Origin of the sequence: Apilactobacillus xinyiensis, assembly GCF_019656235.1 — a bacterium.
Taxonomy (GTDB): Bacteria; Bacillota; Bacilli; order Lactobacillales; family Lactobacillaceae; genus Apilactobacillus; species Apilactobacillus xinyiensis.
On record NZ_BPLL01000038.1, the window covers coordinates 1 to 15676 of the forward strand.

13 protein-coding genes and 1 riboswitch are annotated in these 15676 nt (G+C 31.4%); of the genes, 6 read left to right on the forward strand and 7 right to left on the reverse strand.

The genetic code is table 11. The annotated features are described in order from the left end of the window. Positions 1-397 precede the first annotated feature (397 nt). Entirely contained in the window at positions 398-994 is a 597-nt protein-coding gene (locus K5Q11_RS07195) for a TetR family transcriptional regulator (RefSeq protein WP_220752339.1), read from the reverse strand. A gap of 104 nt (positions 995-1098) precedes the next feature. Between K5Q11_RS07195 and K5Q11_RS07200 the strand changes: the two genes are divergently transcribed. Beyond that, the gene (locus tag K5Q11_RS07200) at positions 1099-3015 is read left to right on the forward strand and encodes an ABC transporter ATP-binding protein/permease (RefSeq protein WP_220752341.1); all 1917 of its coding nucleotides are present in this window, start codon (positions 1099-1101) and stop codon (positions 3013-3015) included. Between the two features lie 43 nt (positions 3016-3058). Here K5Q11_RS07200 and K5Q11_RS07205 read toward each other — a convergent pair whose 3' ends face one another. From K5Q11_RS07205 to K5Q11_RS07215, 3 genes are read right to left on the reverse strand one after another with little or no spacing between them, the layout of a single operon-like run. Further along, on the reverse strand, positions 3059-3886 hold the full coding sequence (locus K5Q11_RS07205; protein WP_220752343.1) for an energy-coupling factor transporter transmembrane component T family protein: 828 nt from the start codon (positions 3884-3886) through the stop codon (positions 3059-3061). Beyond that, a complete protein-coding gene (locus K5Q11_RS07210; protein ID WP_220752345.1) occupies positions 3879-5585 on the reverse strand; it encodes an ABC transporter ATP-binding protein in 1707 nt (568 codons plus the stop codon). The genes K5Q11_RS07205 and K5Q11_RS07210 overlap by 8 nt, the downstream gene beginning before the upstream one ends. Positions 5586-5587: 2 nt before the next feature. Beyond that, the gene (locus tag K5Q11_RS07215) at positions 5588-6142 is read right to left on the reverse strand and encodes an ECF-type riboflavin transporter substrate-binding protein (RefSeq protein ID WP_220728285.1); all 555 of its coding nucleotides are present in this window, start codon (positions 6140-6142) and stop codon (positions 5588-5590) included. 420 nt (positions 6143-6562) lie between these two features. Between K5Q11_RS07215 and K5Q11_RS07220 the strand changes: the two genes are divergently transcribed. From K5Q11_RS07220 to K5Q11_RS07235, 4 genes are all read left to right on the forward strand, one after another. Beyond that, entirely contained in the window at positions 6563-7432 is an 870-nt protein-coding gene (locus K5Q11_RS07220; RefSeq protein ID WP_220728286.1) for a mechanosensitive ion channel family protein, read from the forward strand. Between the two features lie 375 nt (positions 7433-7807). Then, on the forward strand, positions 7808-9208 hold the full coding sequence (locus tag K5Q11_RS07225) for an amino acid ABC transporter substrate-binding protein/permease (protein ID WP_373311509.1): 1401 nt from the start codon (positions 7808-7810) through the stop codon (positions 9206-9208). After that, a complete protein-coding gene (locus tag K5Q11_RS07230) occupies positions 9205-9939 on the forward strand; it encodes an amino acid ABC transporter ATP-binding protein (RefSeq protein ID WP_220752350.1) in 735 nt (244 codons plus the stop codon). The genes K5Q11_RS07225 and K5Q11_RS07230 overlap by 4 nt, the downstream gene beginning before the upstream one ends. Before the next feature lie 100 nt (positions 9940-10039). Then, positions 10040-10252: a hypothetical protein gene (locus tag K5Q11_RS07235; RefSeq protein WP_220728289.1), complete on the forward strand. Its 213-nt coding sequence runs from the start codon at positions 10040-10042 to the stop codon at positions 10250-10252. Positions 10253-10283: 31 nt separating this feature from the next. Here K5Q11_RS07235 and yjeM read toward each other — a convergent pair whose 3' ends face one another. The 3 genes from yjeM to K5Q11_RS07250 form a co-directional block, all read right to left on the reverse strand. Next, positions 10284-11777 (reverse strand): glutamate/gamma-aminobutyrate family transporter YjeM, encoded by a 1494-nt coding sequence (gene yjeM / locus K5Q11_RS07240; RefSeq protein WP_220752352.1) that lies wholly within the window; start codon positions 11775-11777, stop codon positions 10284-10286. A gap of 135 nt (positions 11778-11912) precedes the next feature. After that, positions 11913-12090, reverse strand: a riboswitch (Lysine riboswitch). An 87-nt stretch (positions 12091-12177) separates the two neighbouring features. Continuing rightward, entirely contained in the window at positions 12178-12951 is a 774-nt protein-coding gene (locus K5Q11_RS07245) for a (S)-acetoin forming diacetyl reductase (RefSeq protein WP_220752354.1), read from the reverse strand. 141 nt (positions 12952-13092) lie between these two features. Further along, positions 13093-14046, reverse strand: coding sequence for a GW dipeptide domain-containing protein (locus K5Q11_RS07250; RefSeq protein WP_220752356.1), 954 nt, complete (start codon positions 14044-14046; stop codon positions 13093-13095). 181 nt (positions 14047-14227) lie between these two features. Between K5Q11_RS07250 and K5Q11_RS07255 the strand changes: the two genes are divergently transcribed. Beyond that, positions 14228-15568, forward strand: coding sequence for a dihydrolipoyl dehydrogenase family protein (locus K5Q11_RS07255; protein ID WP_220752358.1), 1341 nt, complete (start codon positions 14228-14230; stop codon positions 15566-15568). Positions 15569-15676 lie beyond the last annotated feature (108 nt).

The window sequence follows — 15676 nt, forward strand, 5'->3', positions numbered from 1 at the left end:
CAACATGACCGTGATATTAACGCATCTATGAATATATTAAATGCTTAAAAGACTATCTAGGCTCGGAACGAGCCATGTTAAATAATTGTAACCTCTGCACGAAAGTGCTAGACACTATCGTGTAAGTCAGCAGTGTTCCCAGAAGCTCGGTAATTAATGACCGAGTAGTTCACGTCTTTAAAACCTAAATTTGAAATTATAAACATCAGTGCTGATGGCAATATGGTATATGTATTTTTAAAATGTATTGTAAACGATAAACATATAAATAAAGTGTGCAATATTTATCGTATTGAAGATGATATGATTACTGAACATTGGGACATTATTGAACATAATGTAGAAAATAAACAATCTAATAATTCAAATGGATTATTCTAAAAAAAGCGCGAGTAAACTACTCGCGCTTTTTATGTTCAGAAACCGTATTCAATAACATATCTAAATATTCAATAAATTTATCTTTACCTAAACGAAGTTTGCTGAACTCTTGGTATTTTAATTGTTTAGTTTTATCTATTTTGGCAATAATTTCGTTAGCATATTCTAAGGACCAATCACTTATCCTATTATCATGTACGCTTTGCAATACAAAATGATGCAACATCCCCAAAAGATAAATAGCATCATAGACATCATAGTTCATAGACATAATTTCCTTAACAGTTTTCACTGCAAACTTCAATTCTAATCCTCCAGAAGGTGGATTGTGATAAAAATAATGCAAGGCATTTATATTCTTAGAAAAAACATCATAGTCTTTAATACAAAAGCACCTTAAATAATCAATCCCTTTTAAATTATCAGAAACCTGAACTTGATTAAATAAATATGAGGCAATTCCATTGATTAATTCTTGTTTGTTTTTAAAATACCAGTACAGTGAAGAAGCTTTAATATCTAGTTTTTCAGCTAATTTACGCATATTTAAGTTTTCATTATTGTTCAACATTTCTAAACCGGTTGATACAATTAACTCTTTAGAAATTGGCATCATTATCACTCATTTCAAAAAAATACTATTACTTGACTCTAACAACGTTAGATGTTACTATCTAACAACGTTAGATAATTATAACAAAGGAGGCAAGGTTGTCAATGTCGTTCTTAGAACTTAAAAACATTAAAAAATCTTATTATCTCGGTAAAGAAGAATTCAAAGTCCTTAAAGGAATTGATTTGAAATTTGAACGTGGTGAAATGGTATCCATCCTAGGTGAATCTGGTGGTGGTAAATCAACCTTAATGAACATTATCGGTGGTTTAGACAGTAAGTATGATGGTGAAGTATTACTAAATGGTAATTCATTAAAACATGATACTAGTAAAGAACTAGATGAATATCGTCGCAAAACCATTGGTTTTATTTTCCAAAGTTTTAACCTAATAAGTCATTTAACCATTTTAGATAATGTTTTGGTATCACTCGAAATGACTAAACTCAGTAAAAAAGAACAGTTAAAACGTGCTAAAGCATTATTAGTTAAAGTTGGTTTAGGTGAGCAAATGAAAAAGTACCCTAATCAACTTTCTGGTGGTCAAAAGCAAAGAGTTTCTATTGCTAGAGCGTTAGCATCTGATCCTGAAATGATTATCGCTGACGAACCTACTGGTGCTTTAGATCCACAAAATACTGTGGAAATTCTAAAGCTACTTGATGATATTGCTAAAGATGGCAAACTAGTTTTAACCGTTACTCATTCTCAAAAAGTAGCTGATTATGGTAGCCGTATCGTGCATATGACTAATGGTAAAGTCGATGAGGATAAGCAATTAAAAGAAAAATACCCTGTTAAACAACAAGATAATTTAGAATCTAGAGCCTTGAGTAATAAATCAATTTTTAAGATGACTCTAGATAACATGAAATATAATTTGAAGCGTAATATATTAATCATCTTTGGTGGGCTAATTGGTCTATTCTCTGTGTTATTTATGTTAGGACTAGGTAATGGTGTTCGTGGATATATGAACCATGAAATTTATTCTCAGATCAACCCTAATTCAGTTGCTATTAATCATAAAGACACCAATAATCGTAGTCCATTTACGCAAAAAGATATTGACCGCATTAAAAATGTTAAAAACGTTAAAGGTGTACAAAAGAATTACATGGCTACTGGTGCTCAACTAAAAATTGGCGATAAAATCAGTCAAGCTCAATACTTTAATACAATTAATCGTGCCATGGTAACTAACACAGTAAAACATGGTAGTAAACCTGGCAACAATGAAATTTTAATAACTAAAAATAATGCAAAAGCATTTAATAGTAAAAATCCATACTCAATAGTAGGCAAAAAGATTCAAGTTGCCTTCAATGCAAATAAGGGTAATCAAACTATCCCAGTCGTTAAAACCTTAAAAGTATCTGGAATTAGTGACAGCCAAAGTCCCCTAGTGTTCGTAAATTATCAGACAATGAAAACTATGTTGGCTGATAGTGGTATTAAAATTAAACCTAACTTCCTAAGTGCTGACATCAGTGGTGGAGTAGGCAAAGTAGATCCAACACAAAAAAGCATTAACAATATCAAAGTTAATGGTAAAAAGGCATACTCGGTTAATGGGGCTGGAACTATCGTCACTAGCTTAAATACTTACATTAATCTAGCAGTATACGTTCTGGCTGCAATTGCCGGAATCTCACTATTAGTATCTGCCATTATGATTATTGTGGTTCTTTACATTAGTGTTTCTGAACGTACTAAAGAAATTGGAATTTTAAGAGCTCTAGGTGCTACTAAAGGTAACATTAGAATGTTATTCTTAAATCAAGCATTGTTGTATGGTGTATTCTCATCAGTAGCTGCTATCGTGATTTCATATGCTCTTCAGTTACTAATTAATAACTTTACAACTGCTTCAATTATTAAATATTCAATGATGCAAATAACACCTGGAAATGCAGTCTTTGCAATCATAATTGCTTTAATTATCAATTTAATTGCGGCTATTCTGCCAGCTAATAAGGGTGCTAAACTCGATCCAATCGAAAGTTTAAGTCAAGACTAGTAAAAAACAAAAAAAGGTTCTCGCAAATAGCGAGAGCCTTTTTTTATTTAAAGGGATTAAAAAAACGACTTCCATCAATTTTAATAAATAATATTCCAATCAAAATAATTAACATTGCAAATAGCAATGTTAAATAATCATTTTTACTAAACTTACGATGCATATACCATGTACGCGATTTATTTTTACCAAAGCGTCTTAGTTCCATTGCCTGACTAATTACTTGAATTTTATCTAAACTAGACAAAATTAACGGCACTAAAATCTGCGAAGTGCCTTTTATTCGATCCATTACCTTACCTTTTTTGGAAATCTCATAGCCACGAGCTTGTTGAGCTAAACTAATGGACTGAAAATCTTGTTGAACATCCGGAATATATCTTAAAGCTAATGAAACTGCATAACTAAAACGATATGGTACACCAATTTGGTTTAGACTAGCAGAGAATTCACTTGGATTAGTAGTAATCAAAAACACTAAAGAAATCGGTACTGTCACTAAGTACTTAATTGCTAAATTTAATTCATAAAACAATTGTTCTTGGGTCATTGTTAAATAACCAAAGTTAAAAATCACATGCCTAGTACCATATAAATAACTACCATGTCCGGGTGAAAAAATATAAACCGTAATTAAATTTAAAATCGCAAATATTACAATCAATTTCACAACTAACTTAATTTGTTGCCATTTAATTTTAGACTGTTGAAAGATAAATGCTGATAATACTAACACTAATAAGGTAAATCTTACATCATAGCTAATCATTGATATGATTGAAACTAAAATAAAGAAAATTAGCTTACTAGTACCTGTCAGTTTATGAATCCAGGTATCGTTACCATCATAACCAAATATACTATTATTCATGTTTATTATTCGACTCCTTACTAATCAAATAATGAGTTAATCGATCAGCACTTAAATTAAAACGACGTGCTAAAGTGCTGATGCTAGTAGATTTCAAATGAGCAGCTAAAACTACCTCATCATCATCTAATATTGCTTCTGGATAATCATCTTTTAAGATTCCATAATTACCTAGTACAACCGCTCGATTTGCATATTCAGTCATAAGATACATGTCATGAGTAACAAATATCATCGTAATATGATGTTTTTGATTTAAGTCTTGTAAAAATTGCATGATTTCAGTGTAATGATAATAGTCCTGACCCGCTGTAGGTTCATCTAAAATCAATAACTGTGGATCTAAAACTAAAATACTAGCAATTGTTAGACGTTTTTTTTGTCCATAGCTTAAGGCTGAAATTGGCCAATTTCTAAATTCGTATAAATGACATACTTTCAGCACTTCAGTAACTTTTTGATCAATGTAATCAGCATCAAATCCACGCAATTGTAAACCTAAAGCTATTTCATCTTTAATCATAACCTTGCTAATCATCTTATCGGGGTCTTGCATAATATAACCAATTTTATCGGCACGTTCCTTAATCGTAACCCCATCTAAGGAATCACCATTCAGACAAATCGACCCACTATGTGGTTTGATAAAACCAGCAATTAGTTTACTTAATGTGGATTTACCTACCCCATTTTTACCAACTAACGCTAACATATCACCATGATTAACTGATAAATTTAAATTTTTAAAAATTGTTTTTTGATTATACGAAAAGTTTAAATGCTGGATTTTTAAAATTGGATTTTGGTCATTTTTAATAGCGTTAGGTATCCTTTGTTGATTAGCTAACTGCAATTTAGGCAACATGCCATTACCATTAACTAAACTAGCTGAAGCAATATGTTCTAACTTTTGAATATCAACTCCAGCTGATTTTAGTAAATCTAAATATAATGGATTTCTTAATCCATATTTTTGCAAAATGTTTTCTTTCAGTAAATTATCTGGCTTAAAAATGCCGACAATTTCGCCATCATTCATTAAAATGACCTTATCTACAGATTGGTTCAAAACTTCTTCTATTCGATGTTCAATGATCAAAACCGTATTATGTAATTTTTGATGAATATCATCTACTAATTTAATTGAAGAAAAGCCAGCAGCTGGATCTAATGCTGCCAATGGCTCATCTAATAATAAAATAGGTGCCTCATCCACCATAATTCCAGCTAATCCGGTTCGTTGCTTTTGACCACCTGATAATTGATTAGGGGCTTGTTGTAATAAGTTTTTTATATCTAAATAATCTGCCCATTGATTAACCTTAGTTTTCATTTCAGCATTATTCACACAATCATTTTCCATTCCAAAAGCAATGTCTTCAGCCACAGTCAATCCAACAAATTGATCATTAGAATTTTGCAACAAGGTCCCGACTTTCAAGGACAAATCAAAAAGTGACATTGATTGAATATTTTTACCATCAATCAATATGTCACCTTGTAGTGAGCCTTTGACATTTCTAGGAATAATGCCATTAATTAAGTTACCTAACGTTGATTTACCTGAACCGGAAGACCCCACAATGAGAACTTTTTCTCCAGATTTAATGTTTAAATTAATGTTTTTTAAAGTGGGTTCCAATTGACTATTATATTGAAAGGTAACGTTTCTAAATTCAATAATTGATTTATTTTCCATAATTATTCCTTTTTAAGACTACCTTTCTGAACTTTAGTTGAAGCGTAGATTACCAACAAAATCGTTCCAATCACACCCGTGGAAAGACTGTTAGTGAAAGCGGAAACGATCCCTTGTAAGTAAACTTTATTAGCTGGTTCGGAATAAATTAAAACATCGCCAGTTGGAGCGATAAGAACCCAAGCAATAATGTTGATAATTACTTGATAGATATTATAAAAAACTAATTTTCTAGTACTAATTTTGCCTTCATCGGGTTGAATATATTTCTTCAAAAATCCCATTGCCATTCCAACTAGTCCGGTTGTGAACACCCAAGTCCACCAAGGAGTTCCAAACTGTGTAAAATCATTAATCGAATGACCTAAAAAGCCAACACAAAAACCAACGGCTGGTCCAAATAACACAGCAATAAAACCTAAGAATCCATATGAAGTATCTAAATTAGTATTAGGAATCCCAATTGGAATTGATACCCATCGTTTAAGTAGAAATAAAATAGCAGTTCCAATTCCAATAGCTACAACACTTTGCACACTTAACTTTTTCTTGTTCATAATCAACAACTCCTAAGTTTTATTTTAAATAAATAAAGCCCACCTCTAGATTAGCTAGAAGTGAGCTGACACGATACCATTCTAATGTTGAAATAGTTTCACAACTATCCCCTTATTAACATATAAAAATATGTGTACATTTATAATAGGTGCCGCCTATCATCACTTAATTATCAGTGATGCCAATCATGAGTCATTTTCATATTGAGTTCTAAACTCATTTTCACCAAATATGAGCTCTCTAAATTTAGAAACATCAATAATACTTTCTCAATCAAATCGTTTCATATATTTATTGATTAAAATTATATTGATAAAAATTTATTAAGTCAAGCTTACTTGAAATCAATTACCTGTTATTATACGTTAATTTAATGTTAGTATGTAATAGTTAATTTAAAAAATAAAGGATGGGTTAAAATGAATAAGGTAAATGTAACTAATCCCAGTTTTTTTAGAAAATATTTAGATAGTTTTCAATGGGATCAGATTTTACATAACATTACTAATATTTTAATCGGATTGGTTTTACTTTCCATTTTCTTCATGATTTTAAGATTTATTGGAAAGAAAATCATTAATCGATTATTTGACAGTTATCAAAAAAGACAAGCTGATATGTCTGCCGGTCGCTTGAAGACGTTGCATTCATTATCTATTAACGCATATTTATATATTCTCATATTTTTCTGGATATATTCAGCATTAACAATTATTGGAATTCCAGTGGGAACATTGCTAGCCAGTGCTGGATTATTCTCAGTTGCAATTGGTTTAGGTGCTCAAGGCTTAGCATCTGACATCTTAAACGGATTTTTCATTTTATTTGAAAAACAAATTTCAATTGGTGATTATGTAACCATTAATGAGGTTACTGGTACTGTATCTTCCATCGGTTTAAGAACTACTCAAATTAGGGGTAATAATGATTCTTTGAATTATATTCCTAATCGATACATTACTGTGATTACTAATATGTCTAAACAAAGAATGAAAGCAGAAATTAATATTAGAATTAACCCAGATACGCCAATTGATCAAGTGATGGATATTATCAAACAAGTTAATAAAGAATACGTTCCAAAACGCCCTACCATTATTAGCGCTCCCGAATTACTGGGAACTGTTGATATGGGTGATGGTACCATTGCTATTAAAGAATACATTCCAACTACTGCAGATGCACGTTTCGAAATTCAATTTGAATTCCTAGAACTATACCTAACTGCTATCAACAAGGCTGGAATTAAATTACCAGACAATCATATTTTATTTGGAACTAATCACTAGAAAAGAAGTGCAAGATGCACTTCTTTTTATTTTACAAAATACGAACGACTAAAGACTAAATTAACAACTTTATTAGCATTTTAGTATATAATACTATCTATTAGCTCACTAATATAATTAAGATAATAATTTCTAAATATGCTTTAAAAGGTCGTTATATATAATCATTATCAATGAATAAAAGATGCCAATAATGGTGTCTTTTATTTTATTATGTAATTTTAAATGACATAAACCGTATTTTTTATATACATATTTCAAATATTCTGATATTATTAATGTAGTTAATGTTATAAAAAGTAACATAGAAGGGATGATACAATGAAACGACGTAATTTAACCATTAGTGCATTTATTACTGCCATTTGTACACTAATGATTGCTTTAGGAGTATTCATGGCTCCTAGCAAGGCTAACGCCGATACAAAGACTTATCAAATTGGAACTGATGTGACATTCCCACCTTTTGAATTTGCGAACAATGATAACAAATATGTGGGAATCGATATGGACTTATTAAGAGCCATTGCTAAAAATCAAGATTTTAAAGTAAATATTAAACCCCTTGGTTTTAATGGTTCAGTTCAAGCAACTCAGTCTGGTCAAATTGACGGTATGATTTCTGGAATGAACATTACTCCTGAAAGAAAAGGCACCTTTGATTTTTCCAAACCTTACTATAGTTCTGGAGTAGTTATGGCAGTAGCTCCAAATAGCAAAATTAAATCACTTAACAACTTAAAAGGCAAAACTGTAGCCGTTAAAACTGGAACTGCAGGTGCTGATTACGCTAACAGTATTCAAAAGAAATATGGTTTTAAAGTTTCTACTTTTGATGATTCAAACAACATGTACCAAGACGTTATGACTGGTAACTCTGTAGCCTGTTTTGAAGACAATCCAGTAATGATGTACGCCATTAAACAAGGTACTAAACTTAAAATAGTTACTAAACCTGCTAACAACGGATACTATGGTTTCGCAGTTAAAAAAGGCCAAAACAAAGAACTATTACATAAGTTCAATGTGGGTCTAGATAACTTGAAGAAAAATGGTGAATATCAAAAAATCGTTGATAAATACCTAAAGGCTAACCCTAATGCTGGTAGTAGTTATGCAGACAACCATTCATTCTTTGGAATTTTAAAACAAAATAAATCGTTCTTATGGAATGGTTTTGTTCAAACACTATGGTTAACAATCGTTTCTATTTTCTTTGCAACAATTTTTGGTATGATTTTCGGTTTGATGGGAGTATTGCCAAGCAAATTCTTACAAGGTGTATCTACAACTGTTATTTACATCTTTAGAGGTTTACCACTAATGGTATTGGCATTATTCATTTATACTGGTATTCCAAGTTTAACTGGTACTAAAATCCCTGCATTCATAGCTGGTGTCGCCACCCTAATGTTTAATGAAGGAGCCTATATTGCTGCATTCGTTAAGGGTGGAATTCAATCAGTTGATAAAGGTCAAATGGAAGCTGCTCGTAGTTTAGGATTACCATTTGGTAAATCAATGCGTAAGATTATTCTTCCACAAGGGATTAAGATTATTATCCCTTCATTTGTTAACCAGTTCATTATTACCTTAAAGGATACATCCATTTTATCAGTAATTGGTATTTTGGAACTTACCCAAACCGGTAAAATCATTATCGCCAGAAATCTGGAAGGATTTAAAGTTTGGACTGCAATTGCCATCATGTACCTATTAATCATTACATTATTAACTTGGCTTTCTAATTGGGGCAAAAGGAGGACTAAGATTTGAGTAAAATAAAAGTTTCTAACCTATATAAACAATATGGTGATAACCATGTCTTAAAGGGTGTTGACTTAGAAATACAAGATAACGAAGTAGTTGTTATTATCGGACCATCTGGTTCCGGTAAAAGTACCCTGCTAAGAACCCTAAATCGTTTAGAAGAACCAACTTCTGGTTCAGTGGTAGTTCACGGTGAAGACATTGCCAAAAAAGACGTTAATATTGATAAAGTTAGAGAACAAATTGGAATGGTATTCCAACACTTTAATTTATTCAATAATCTATCTGTATCAGATAATATTATGTTAGCACCAATGGAACTTAAAAATGTTTCTAAAGAAGATGCTAGTAAATTAGCCAAGAAGTTGCTTAAAATTGTTGGACTAGAAAATAAGTTTGACGCTCCTATTCAATCACTTTCTGGTGGTCAAAAACAACGTGTTGCAATTGCTAGAGCATTAGCAATGCATCCAGATATTATGCTTTTCGATGAACCCACTTCCGCTTTAGATCCTGAGATGGTTGGTGACGTTTTATCAGTTATGAAGCAATTAGCTAAAGATGGTATGACTATGGTCGTAGTTACCCATGAAATGGGCTTTGCTAAAGAAGTTGCTGACCGTGTATTATTTGTTGATAAAGGGAAAGTCTTAGAAGAAGGCACTCCTGACGAAATATTTAATCACCCTAAAGACCTACGTTTGCAAGAATTTTTATCAAAAGTTTTAGACGCTTAGTAAAAAATGATACCTATAGATTTATAGGTATCATTTTTATTTTTAGCATTTTTTTCTGTTATAATTTACTAAAAGTAATCTCAAAGGAGATAATTAAGCAATGTTAAACTTTCTTATCAATGTTTTACCTAAAAAATTACAAAGTAAAAATAAACAAAAAGCTCAAGATATTATTAAAAACGATAAAAAAAGATTATTAGTTAAAAAAGTAAAGCATGAACGTATGAACTTTTCTGATAAACTTGAAACAATTGCAAAAGAATTAAATGTCAGTAAGGGTACTGCTAAAGAATTGATAAAGCAGGCCAAATAAAAAGACTTGGTAAAATACCAAGTCTTTTTTGTTAAGCTGTTTTATTAGCTCGATTATAGAAAATCCAAGCAACGATAATGAAGAAAACTGGTCCAAAAACTGTCCAAAAAGCAGTTTGTAAATCATGATCTAACATTGGTTGTAAAGAGGTAAATATAATTGAAAGCGCCAGAGTAGCCATTGTAATTATCGTAAAGAAATTAATGGTAATTCGACGACGGTAGAAAATAGCTCCGCTTTGTTTATTAACAAAATTTTTCTTAAAGAATGGAAATGCTACAACTAAGAATAAGTATGGAACTGCTGTAGTAATATTATTCATATCAGTCAAAATTGTGTAAAATGCTTGAGCAGTTGATCCACCGAATGATACCCCTAGTACAATTAAGCAAACTACTAAAGTTTGAATCCAAAGTGCAAATGAGGGAATCCCATTTTGATTTAATTTAGTCATTTTCTTTGGCCAAAAATCTTTAGGTGAACCTTCAATAAATGATTTTATTGGAGCATAAATTAAAAATAAAAATTCTCCAAAATAGCTAATAAATCCGGTTAAACTCATAAATCTAGAAATCCATTGACCTAAAACAATTGAGTTGGCAGCACTCATATGTAAAGCCTTCTCACCAAACATCGATCCTAAATTAGTCACCATAAAATAACGAACATTACCTAAATTAACATTGCTGCCACTTAAATCTTTTAACCAATTAGCACTAATTCCACAAATAAAAATACTGATTACGTATGATAATGTCATAAACACCGTTGCAATAATAATTGCACGTGGAAAAGTCTTTTTGGCATTTTTGGTATTATCAGTAACTCCACCTAAGGTTTCCATTCCTGCATAAGCAAAAATTGCATACACTAAGAATGAAAAAATACTTACTGGAGATTGAAAAGCTGAATTAGGTGATTGTGTAACACTATGCATAGTAATGGGTTCAGCAAAATGACCACCTTGTGCTAATAATAACCAAATTGATAATCCAACAAATATGATAATATCAATTACACTAATAATTCCACTAAAGTAAGAAATTTGAGTAATTGCATTCAAACCACGATTAGCAACCCAAGTAATTAAAATAATAGCAAAAACGGATAAAATCCCAATTGTTTCATTTGAATTAAGCCCAAACAAACTCCAAGTTTGAGTTCTATCAACTCCTGAAAAAGTAACTGAAAGCGGAATCCACATGTTAGTGAGTAGTGATACCAATGTTAGAACCCATCCTGCTAACCAGGTAAAACTACCAATGAATGCCCATTTCTTACCAATTGATTTTTCCAACCAAGAATAAATTCCACCATGTGCATCTTTGAATGTAGAACCATATTCCGCAAACATTAAACTCGTTGGAATAAAAAATAGTAATGCTCCTAATACATACCAAATTGCACTAGCATATCCCATCTGATAGAAAGCCGTTTGAGAATTACTTATACCAAAAATAGTTGAAAAAATAATGAGGACTAACCCCATAGTTGTAATCTTGTGATTACTATTAACCTTATCCATAACCTATACTCCCTTTTTAAGGAAGATACTTATACGTTATAAAACGCAAAGATTTACATATATAAAAAGCATCTCCTTTTAGGGAGATGCTTTAAAATAAGTACTCAACAAACTAAAACCGTTCATATATGTAAATACCTTAAAAGCACCCCGTAGCAAAGCTACGACAGTTATTAGTCTATTAAAACTAATCCCCAACAAAAAAATCAAATAAGTGATTAATTGTTTCGGCAAAATACCCTTTTTAACTACATCAAAGCTGCTTAATCAACTCAATAGTTATACTGATGCATCTTGCGCCTCTTCCTTAGATATATTTGATTATTTTAATCATACAATAACATTTTCCATTATGCAAATAAAAAAAGATGCCTTTTTAAGACATCTTTTTTATGGGATTCTAATGGAATTGCATTCCACCATCTAATATTAAAGTTTGACCTGTCATATAGTTAGAATCTTGTTCAGCTAAGAAAGCTACACCAGCAGCAATTTCTTCAGGTTCTGCTAAACGTTTAACTGCAATGTTCTTAGCAAATTGTTGCATGCCCCAATCATCATCTTTATTGTTGTTTTGCGCAACTTGATGGGCAATATCCATCATCATTGGAGTTTTAACAATTCCTGGTGCAAAAGCATTAACAGTTATGCCTTCTTCTGCTAAATCTCTAGCAGAAGATTGAGTTATTCCTCTAATAGCAAACTTAGTACTACTATATAAAGTTAGGTTAGGATTACCAACAACCCCAGCTTGAGAAGTTGCATTAATAATTTTACCGCCATGACCTAATTCTTTAAATTTATTTCTAGCAGCTTGAATTCCCCAAATAACACTAGCAACGTTTATATTGTAAACAGTATTAAATTGTTCTGGAGTAATTGTATCAATTGGAGTGGTTGGTCCAACACCAGCATTATTAACGACAACATCTAATCCACCAAGTTTTTCAACGGTTTCATCAATTACATTAAAAACTTGATCACGTTGTGCAACATCAACTTGAACAGCAATTGCTTCTCCACCATTATCGTTGATTTCTTTAGCAACAGCTTCTCCTTTTGATAAAGTACGGTTAGCAATAGCAACTGCAAAGCCATCTTTAGCCAATCTAACAGCAATAGACTTTCCAATTCCTTGACCACTACCAGTAACGAAAGCTACTTTTTTTGTCATAGTGCACCTCTTATTTTTATTTAATTTCATAAATAAATTTACACTAAAAGCAATTAAAATGTAAGGGGTTTTAGATAATTTTTTTCTAATTTTTACAATAAATTGAATTTAAAATAAATAATTATTATATTATTAAAAATATTATCTAACTACAACTGCATAACGGTTATATTGGTCATATACTTGCTGGAATCTAGAGGTACTTACCCAAAAAATCTTATTACCGTCACCGGCGTACTTATAAGGGTCTGCAACTAAAAATTGACCATATCTATATCCAACAATCGTTAGCATGTGTCCAGTAGCCTTACCACGCATATTTCTAGAACCAGCAAAAGCCACTGCATTGCCTCTTTTAATTTCTTTAATAATTTGATCTTTATGGTATCCAGATATATTAGCTGTATTAGAATTATATTGTTTACCATATTTAGTTAATGGAGCTGGCAAAATAGTCCATGAAACATTGGTAGGATTGTGTTTGTAGGGATTACCACGAAATCCTTTATGAATATTAGAACTTCTAGGCATGTTGTCAATAAAAGTTTTAGTACTTAAATTGTCAGCACTACCCTTAACTGATAAAGCCATTTTCAAACTAATTGCTTCGCAGGCATTTGGTGCTAGTGTAGGATATAGTTGGCTTGAGTAAGTATATGGTAGTACATAAGTGGAAATGTTACCTAAAGCTTTTGCATTAATCCAACCATAGTTTTTACCTTTACGGCTAATTTGATAATAAGTTTCACTTTGAGAAACTGCTTTTTGATTTAATTGAACTGTTAACCCATTTATTTTGTTAGTGTTACCCAAATACTTAACACCTGGTTTGTATGGATTTTCCCACAAATAAGAAGTTCCATTTAATACTTTCATCATGTAGTGATCTCTTGATGAGGTTACCTCATAATTATATTGATTATTTTCTTCGTTTTCATTATTATCTTCATTTTCATTGTTGTTATTTTGTTGTTGATCACTTGTAGCACTAGTGCCATTAATAGCATCAGCGTATGCACTGCTATATTTAATAGCAGATGTAAAAATGCCTATACTCATTAAAGATAATGTTGCTAAATATATTGTTTTTTTCATTTTATAGTCCATCTTCTTAGTTTTATTTTTAATAAATAATATCAGTGTAATTTAACAGATATATAACATAAATGTTAACTTTTATGAATATAATGTTACACCTTTAAGCAAATAGTTTGAATATGGGCCTTTAAAATAGTAGTTTGTACTCGTAATAAATAAATGATAAGAGGTAAGATTAATGGCTGAAAAATATGATTATGATGTCTTATACATTGGAGCCGGACATGGTACTTTTGATGGTGCAATGCCTTTAGCACAAAAAGGGTTCAAAATTGCTGTAGTTGAAGCTGACAAAATTGGTGGTACATGTCCCAACTGGGGTTGTAATGCCAAAATAGCATTAGATACACCAGTTAAGATTTATGAGCAAAAAAAACAAATGTCAAATATTTTAGAAGGTAATTTAAAGATAAATTGGAAGAATAACGTTGAAAATAAGCGAAAAACAATTAACTCATTGCCTGATATGATTGAAAATGGTATGCAATCAATGGGTATCGATGTTATCAAAGGATGGGGCAAACTAATTGATAAACACACTGTCAATGTTGATGATAACAAAATAACTGCTCAAAATATTGTAATTGCTACTGGATTAAGACCTAATAAACTAGATATTCCCGGTACTGAATTAGCTCATGACAGTAAGGATTTTATGGATTTAGATGAAATGCCTGAAAACATTTCCATTATTGGTTCTGGATACATTGCAATGGAATTTGCAACTATCGCTAACGCCAGTGGTGCTAATGTAACTATCTTTATGCATAGTGATCGAATTTTAAGACAATTTTATCAACCTTACACTGAAATAATAATGAAATCCCTTGAAGATAAGGGTGTTAAATTTGTTAAATCAGCTAATGTTAATAAATTCAGCAAAGAAAACGACAAATTATTTGTTGAATATGGTGATAGTAAAAAACAAGCAACTGATTGGATACTTGATGCGGCTGGCCGTATTCCAAATGTTGAAAACATTGGATTAGAAAACGTCGGCGTTGAATTTGATAAAAAGGGTATTAAAGTTGATGAATATTTGAGAACTTCAGTTGATAGCATTTATGCTTCTGGTGATGTTGCTGATTCTGGACAACCTAAATTAACCCCTACTGCTATTTTCCAATCAACCTATTTAATGAAATTATTTGCTAAAGAAACTGATGCTCCTATTAAATATCCAAATATCCCATCAGTAGTCTTTACCACTCCTCGTATCGCTCAAGTAGGTGTAAGTATTGACGATGCTAAAGCTAAACCAGAAGAATATACAGTTAAAGAAAATGATTTAACTAAAACTGACTGGTACCGTATTATGACTAATGATACAATTGCCCAAAATGCATATGTGTATGATAAAAGTAACCAATTAGTAGGCTTTACCGAAATTAGTAATGAAGCTGATAACGCTGTAGATTCATTACTACCAGTAATTGAATTAAAACTAAGTGCCGAACAAACCGGTAAAATTGTACAATTATTCCCATCAATCTCTAGTGATACATGGGGTAATATGTAACAGCATAAAGAACAAAAAAGATTAATCCATTATGTACCGCCTTAAAAAAGTTAGACATAATATCTAATTTTTTAAGGCGGTTTTTTTATGTCAAAATATTCAACTAAA